Here is a 4978-nt window from a genome sequence, read left to right on the forward strand (position 1 = left end):
CGCTAAACTCAAAGAAAATCGACGCTTAGCATTACGATTTGAGAAATCCGATCTCTCTTTCCTTGCCTTTATAGCTTTAGCATCTATTAAATACAACCTTTGTTAACAGTGCCTACCAATTATCTGGTGAAGAAAGGATAATATACAAGTTAAATAGCAAGTTACTTAATAGTGCAATTACTAAAGATTCAATACTTGATGATAACCCACTTCCAGAAGCACATAATCTGCTTGCTGATATCTCTCAAAATGGCGAAAAATTTGTTGAAGACAAGCTAATACTACCAGCTATCAAATCTTTTATAGATTTAAATTCACCACGTATTCTAAGATCGGTGGAGGATCCTCTGAAAACCACAGATAATCTACAGAACAAGATAGTGAGAAGCGCTCTTGATGGAAATAGCTCTATGCAACAATATATTCAGTCTCTAGATGCTGAATTATGGAATATTGAACAAGAAATGCGTGATATTGGGTATGACACAAGTAGGAAAAGTGGGTTTATCAAAATAGGAAGTAAAGAAGACATTGAATTACAGAGGTTGGAACGGTCTCATAGTGTGATTAGTAGTTCACGAGCCGATTTAATAGAACGGCTAAATTTGCAAAATCATGAATTAGAAGGAAAAGAATATAAAGAACTTAAGAGTGTGCAATATGATTCTAATTTTGAAATTCCATTTAATGGTGATCGCTCAATAAGCTTAAACACACCTCAACAACATAGTGGTGGATTTCAAATTAGTTACGAAAATTTTCACAGTGAAACTGATGCAAGTAACATTTATGATATAATAATTAATGATGAAAGTGGTTTATCATCTATCACTGAATACTTCCCTGTTCCTAAAACTGTAGAGGAAAGAGCGCAAACTAGAATTAATTATAGTTTTCTTAATACTCTGTATAGAGCTATGAAGATTCGAGATATGAAAAACCTTGCTAAGAAACATAATTTAGATACCAGCAAAGTACAAGATTCATTAAGTGACAAAGGAGCTGGGATATTTTCTGATATTTTTTCTAATGATGGACTTGATAAACAATACTATAGAAAGTTCTCGTTGGATTTGCATCCTGATAAAGGGGGATCAAGTGAAGCTATGCAAGATTTAAATAATATATACCACAATGGATCAGTTAAAAGAGAAGAGAAGAGAATATTTGAAATTATCGATACCCTCAAATCAAATATTAATTTAGCTGTTTCATGTGTAGAAAAAGCTAATAGTGTTGTAGTTATCGGACATGAAATTGGAAACTTGACTTCCCTCATTCAAAAAGAATTTAATGGTGAGCAGATATCTGTTCGTGAACAGATATCTGGAGCTGCAAGTCAGGTAAAGATATATAACGCAGCTTCTTCTCTCTATAATGGTGGAAGTGTATATACTTTCGGATTAGGTGTAGATGCGATAGCAGATGGTGTATACTTTGGATATTCTGCCTTCCAAAATGATCATTCTGAATTTATTACAGCAAAAGGTAAGTTTCTCACTAGCTTAAATTATTCGGTTGCAACATCAATATCACATGGTGCCACTTTGAGCACTACTGCTACACTTGGAGTACCTTTGCTTGGTAAAGTTGCTATTGTTACACATGGCACTTCGTATGCTACAGGTTTACTAAAATCTTATACTCATTCTTGGATTGGTGAGGGTGGAAACGCAGATTACTGCGTTTCTGTACTAGATAATACTGTCAAAACAATTGCATGGCCCATAATCTTTACAACAGATGCTATTTCCATATCTATTGCTACAGTACAAGGTGAGTTAGGATGGTTGGATGAAGATATAAGTTTTCAAAATCATATTCGTGGACTAGAGATAAGTAAGGCACTAAATGATTACTTATCTTGGATGTGTGTAGGATTTATATACGATTTTGAACAAGATTCTAAGTGGTATCAGAACAAGATAGAAAAAGCTAATGAACTAGAGAGTGATAAGAGGCGTTTTGCAAAGTTAAATGTCCAGAAATTATACAATGGTATATATAAACCTGCACTTGAGAAGAAGTATGCTCTCATAAATTCTGGAACATCTGTGGAAGATGCTAAGGAATGGATGGAATCAAGGTTTAAGACAAATGTCACTGTTAAAGCCCCTGAAGTAGGTGGTGATTCTGAAGGTTCCAAAAAATATTTATATAAATATGATATGTGTTTTGAGATGAATAGTTATGAACATGGAAAACTATATCACTGCTACAGCAAGAGCGCCAATACTGTAGATAGTGTATTTGCAGGTTCTCAATATGATCAGTCTGAAGTTATATATGGTTACATAGAATATACGAACATACATCTTGAAATGTGATTGCTGTACAGTACTAGAAAAGATCGTTTTTGAAACATAAGACAATCAGTACAAATTGACAAAGCATATTGACATTATAATCCATTAGTGGAATAACGCCCCTATCCTTATAGAGTAGTAACTCGGCGGGTTGGCTTAAGTGTTTCTTTAGATGACAAATCATACTTAGGTCTGCTTTTTGAGTATTTGCTTTAAGTTGCTGTTTGAGCCCTTGAGTAAGGCTTTAATGCTGGTTTATGGGCTTATTATAGTAATAGAGACTATGAGGAATAAAAATTTTTTAATATATATATATATATATATATATATTAGATTTTTTAGAGAGTGCGGCTCATTGCTCTTTGTGTGAAGATGCTTACACAAGCATGATGGAGCTTGTAACAAAAGTGAATGATTTGATTATAGAGCACGATTTTATACCACTTCCTATGGCTAGTGCTCAGCAAATTCATAATTTGCCAAATTTTGCTCAACAATATGGCCCTAATATTTTAGGTGGTAGAGATGGAGATATGGCTGCTGGCTTCGGGTTTAACGGTAGGCATTTTTACGCCAGTGCTCAAAAAGATCTGGATATAGTAAGAGGCTCCAAGGTTAGTTTTGATGTTAATGCCGGCACTTCTTTACATGACGGCTATAAATTCGTAAGCGCTGGTGTAGGAGTAGTTAATAATGATAATGACCTTTCTTTTAGTGCAAGATTACAAAAAGATAACTTTCGAGACGGTTTAGATATGGGTGCGAGTGTAGAGAAAAATATTTATGAAAGTGAAAATGGGAAAGTGAAGGTCCATGTAGCTGCTTCATGCTATACTAACACAAAATCTGGTGAAGTGAAGGGCGATGTATCGATTGGGCTTAGTGCTGAATTTTAGTTGTGGTATTTGTTATGATGTTGTGTAGGTTTTATAATAAATGCGTAGTACTGCTTTTGGCTTTGCTTTGCGTAACCTCTTGCTCTAATATTGAGACACTTACACAGCATCAGAGATCTGTAAATTATGTGAACTTAGCTCGTTCAATTTCGCAAGGTATAGGTTATAATGTAGATAAAGAGAAAGCTTTAATTTACTACGAGAAAGCGGCTGCTCTCGGTAACTCAGATGCCTTATATAGTGTGGGAATTGCATACGAGGAAGGACTTGCAAATGTTAAGCAAGATTATAATAAAGCTCTATATTACTATGAGCTTGCAGCTCTTCAAAATCATGCAAAAGCTTATAAACAGCTAGGTGAAATTTACTTTTCAGGTTTAGGTGGTATTGATGTAGATTGCAAAAAAGCATTTGATTATTTTAAAAAAGCTTCGGATTTAGGGAATCCGGATTCTACATCTGTGATTGGATCTTGGTACTGTGACGGTTTGTGTAAATCCACACCAGATTATAAGAAGGCGTTTGATTATCATCTTAAGGCGGCTGAATATGGTGCTCGCAGGTCTTTCTCTGATTTAGGCAAGATGTATTATAATGGCTCAGGATGTGATACAGATTATGAAGAGGCTAAGCGGTATTTGGAACTTGCGGTCGTTGATAACCCATGTCTTACGTATGGTGCGTACTTCTATTTAGGTCAACTTTACGCACAAGGCTTCTTAGGAGAAAAAAATTTTCATAAAGCAATGGAGTACTTTTTAAAATCTGTAAGTTATGATGGATTAAATTGTGAAATAGCAGCATCTTTACTAACGTTAGGTGATTATTACTACTATGGTTTAGGAGTGGTAAAGGTTGATCATACTAAGTCTCTTGAGTATTATAAGAAGGCGCAGGTGGAAGGCTCTCACTGCAGAAGTGACCATATCAATTCTCGCATAGAGAAGGCTTTAGCTAGGTGTAAGAACCCATCTTGAAAGAAAATTTTGGTTCTTTTTTTTGAGACATTTAACTAAAGAGCGATATATGATAAAATTAGATAACCTTTTATCACTCTCTTGCAAAAAATGCTCTTCTAAGAAATATGTAAAATACGGCCTTCAGCGGTATAAGTATTGCGGCTGACACAAGAGGGCCGCCCTTGTGATGATTTTGTATGCACATTTTTGCGTTTCAACAATGCGAGAGCGCGGATTTTCAAGGGTTTAACGGTTGCTGTTTTGAAGTGGACATTCAGACAAAATCTCTGCAAAATATCGAGACAAGTTTAGGGTCGTTCATGAAATGTTCGTCAATGGGAAGAATTTGGCTCTCCAGGGCCATTTGCGGGCTCGCTCTCGGCACCTCGTTCTGATCAAAGTTTCAGAAAATTTATTCAAAAAATTGACAATCATTTGTGTACGTTTATTACGGATAAATGGGTTTTTCGAATTTTACCCAAACTTTTTTTGCAAAGATCTTAAAGTTCTCAGCGATATCGCCGATTCAAAAGGAAAACCAAGGTATCAAGTAGAAGTTGCTTCATCATTCTTTGAAACTGTTTCATTTTTTTTAAGATAATCCTCAAAATGTTCTTAATTTCATCAATCATTTCCTGTCATTTTTTGGTTCAATGTCTCAAAAAACGATTTATCTTAAATTAATGATAGTTAATTGTTGTCGTGCCTAATTTGAATATATAGCTAAACCAGTATAAAATTGGTAAGATTATTGTTGTGTGATTGGTGAGAAGTAATGCATTGATAAAATGACGTATTCTGTACAATTTCGTAAGAA

General features: G+C 34.9%; 3 protein-coding genes. All 3 read left to right on the forward strand.

What is annotated here, in order from left to right; translation table 11 throughout:
* Window positions 1-335 precede the first annotated feature (335 nt).
* The 3 genes from Cyrtocomes_RS05135 to Cyrtocomes_RS05145 all read left to right on the forward strand — a co-directional run bounded on the left by Cyrtocomes_RS05135 (window position 336) and on the right by Cyrtocomes_RS05145 (window position 4179).
* On the forward strand, window positions 336-2327 hold the full coding sequence (locus Cyrtocomes_RS05135) for a hypothetical protein (protein ID WP_322498122.1): 1992 nt from the start codon (window positions 336-338) through the stop codon (window positions 2325-2327).
* A 365-nt stretch (window positions 2328-2692) separates the two neighbouring features.
* Window positions 2693-3202, forward strand: a complete 510-nt coding sequence (locus tag Cyrtocomes_RS05140; protein ID WP_322498123.1) for a hypothetical protein — start codon at window positions 2693-2695, stop codon at window positions 3200-3202.
* A gap of 128 nt (window positions 3203-3330) precedes the next feature.
* Entirely contained in the window at window positions 3331-4179 is an 849-nt protein-coding gene (locus tag Cyrtocomes_RS05145; RefSeq protein WP_322498124.1) for a tetratricopeptide repeat protein, read from the forward strand.
* Window positions 4180-4978: the final 799 nt, after the last annotated feature.

The sequence above is a fragment of the Candidatus Cyrtobacter comes genome (assembly GCF_034470605.1).
Lineage (GTDB): Bacteria > Pseudomonadota > Alphaproteobacteria > Rickettsiales > Midichloriaceae > Cyrtobacter > Cyrtobacter comes.

Bases quoted from the DNA above. Each gene is read 5' to 3' on its own strand.
- Cyrtocomes_RS05140 (WP_322498123.1), top strand. From the start codon at position 2,693: ATGATGGAGCTTGTAACAAAAGTGAATGATTTGATTATAGAGCACGAT.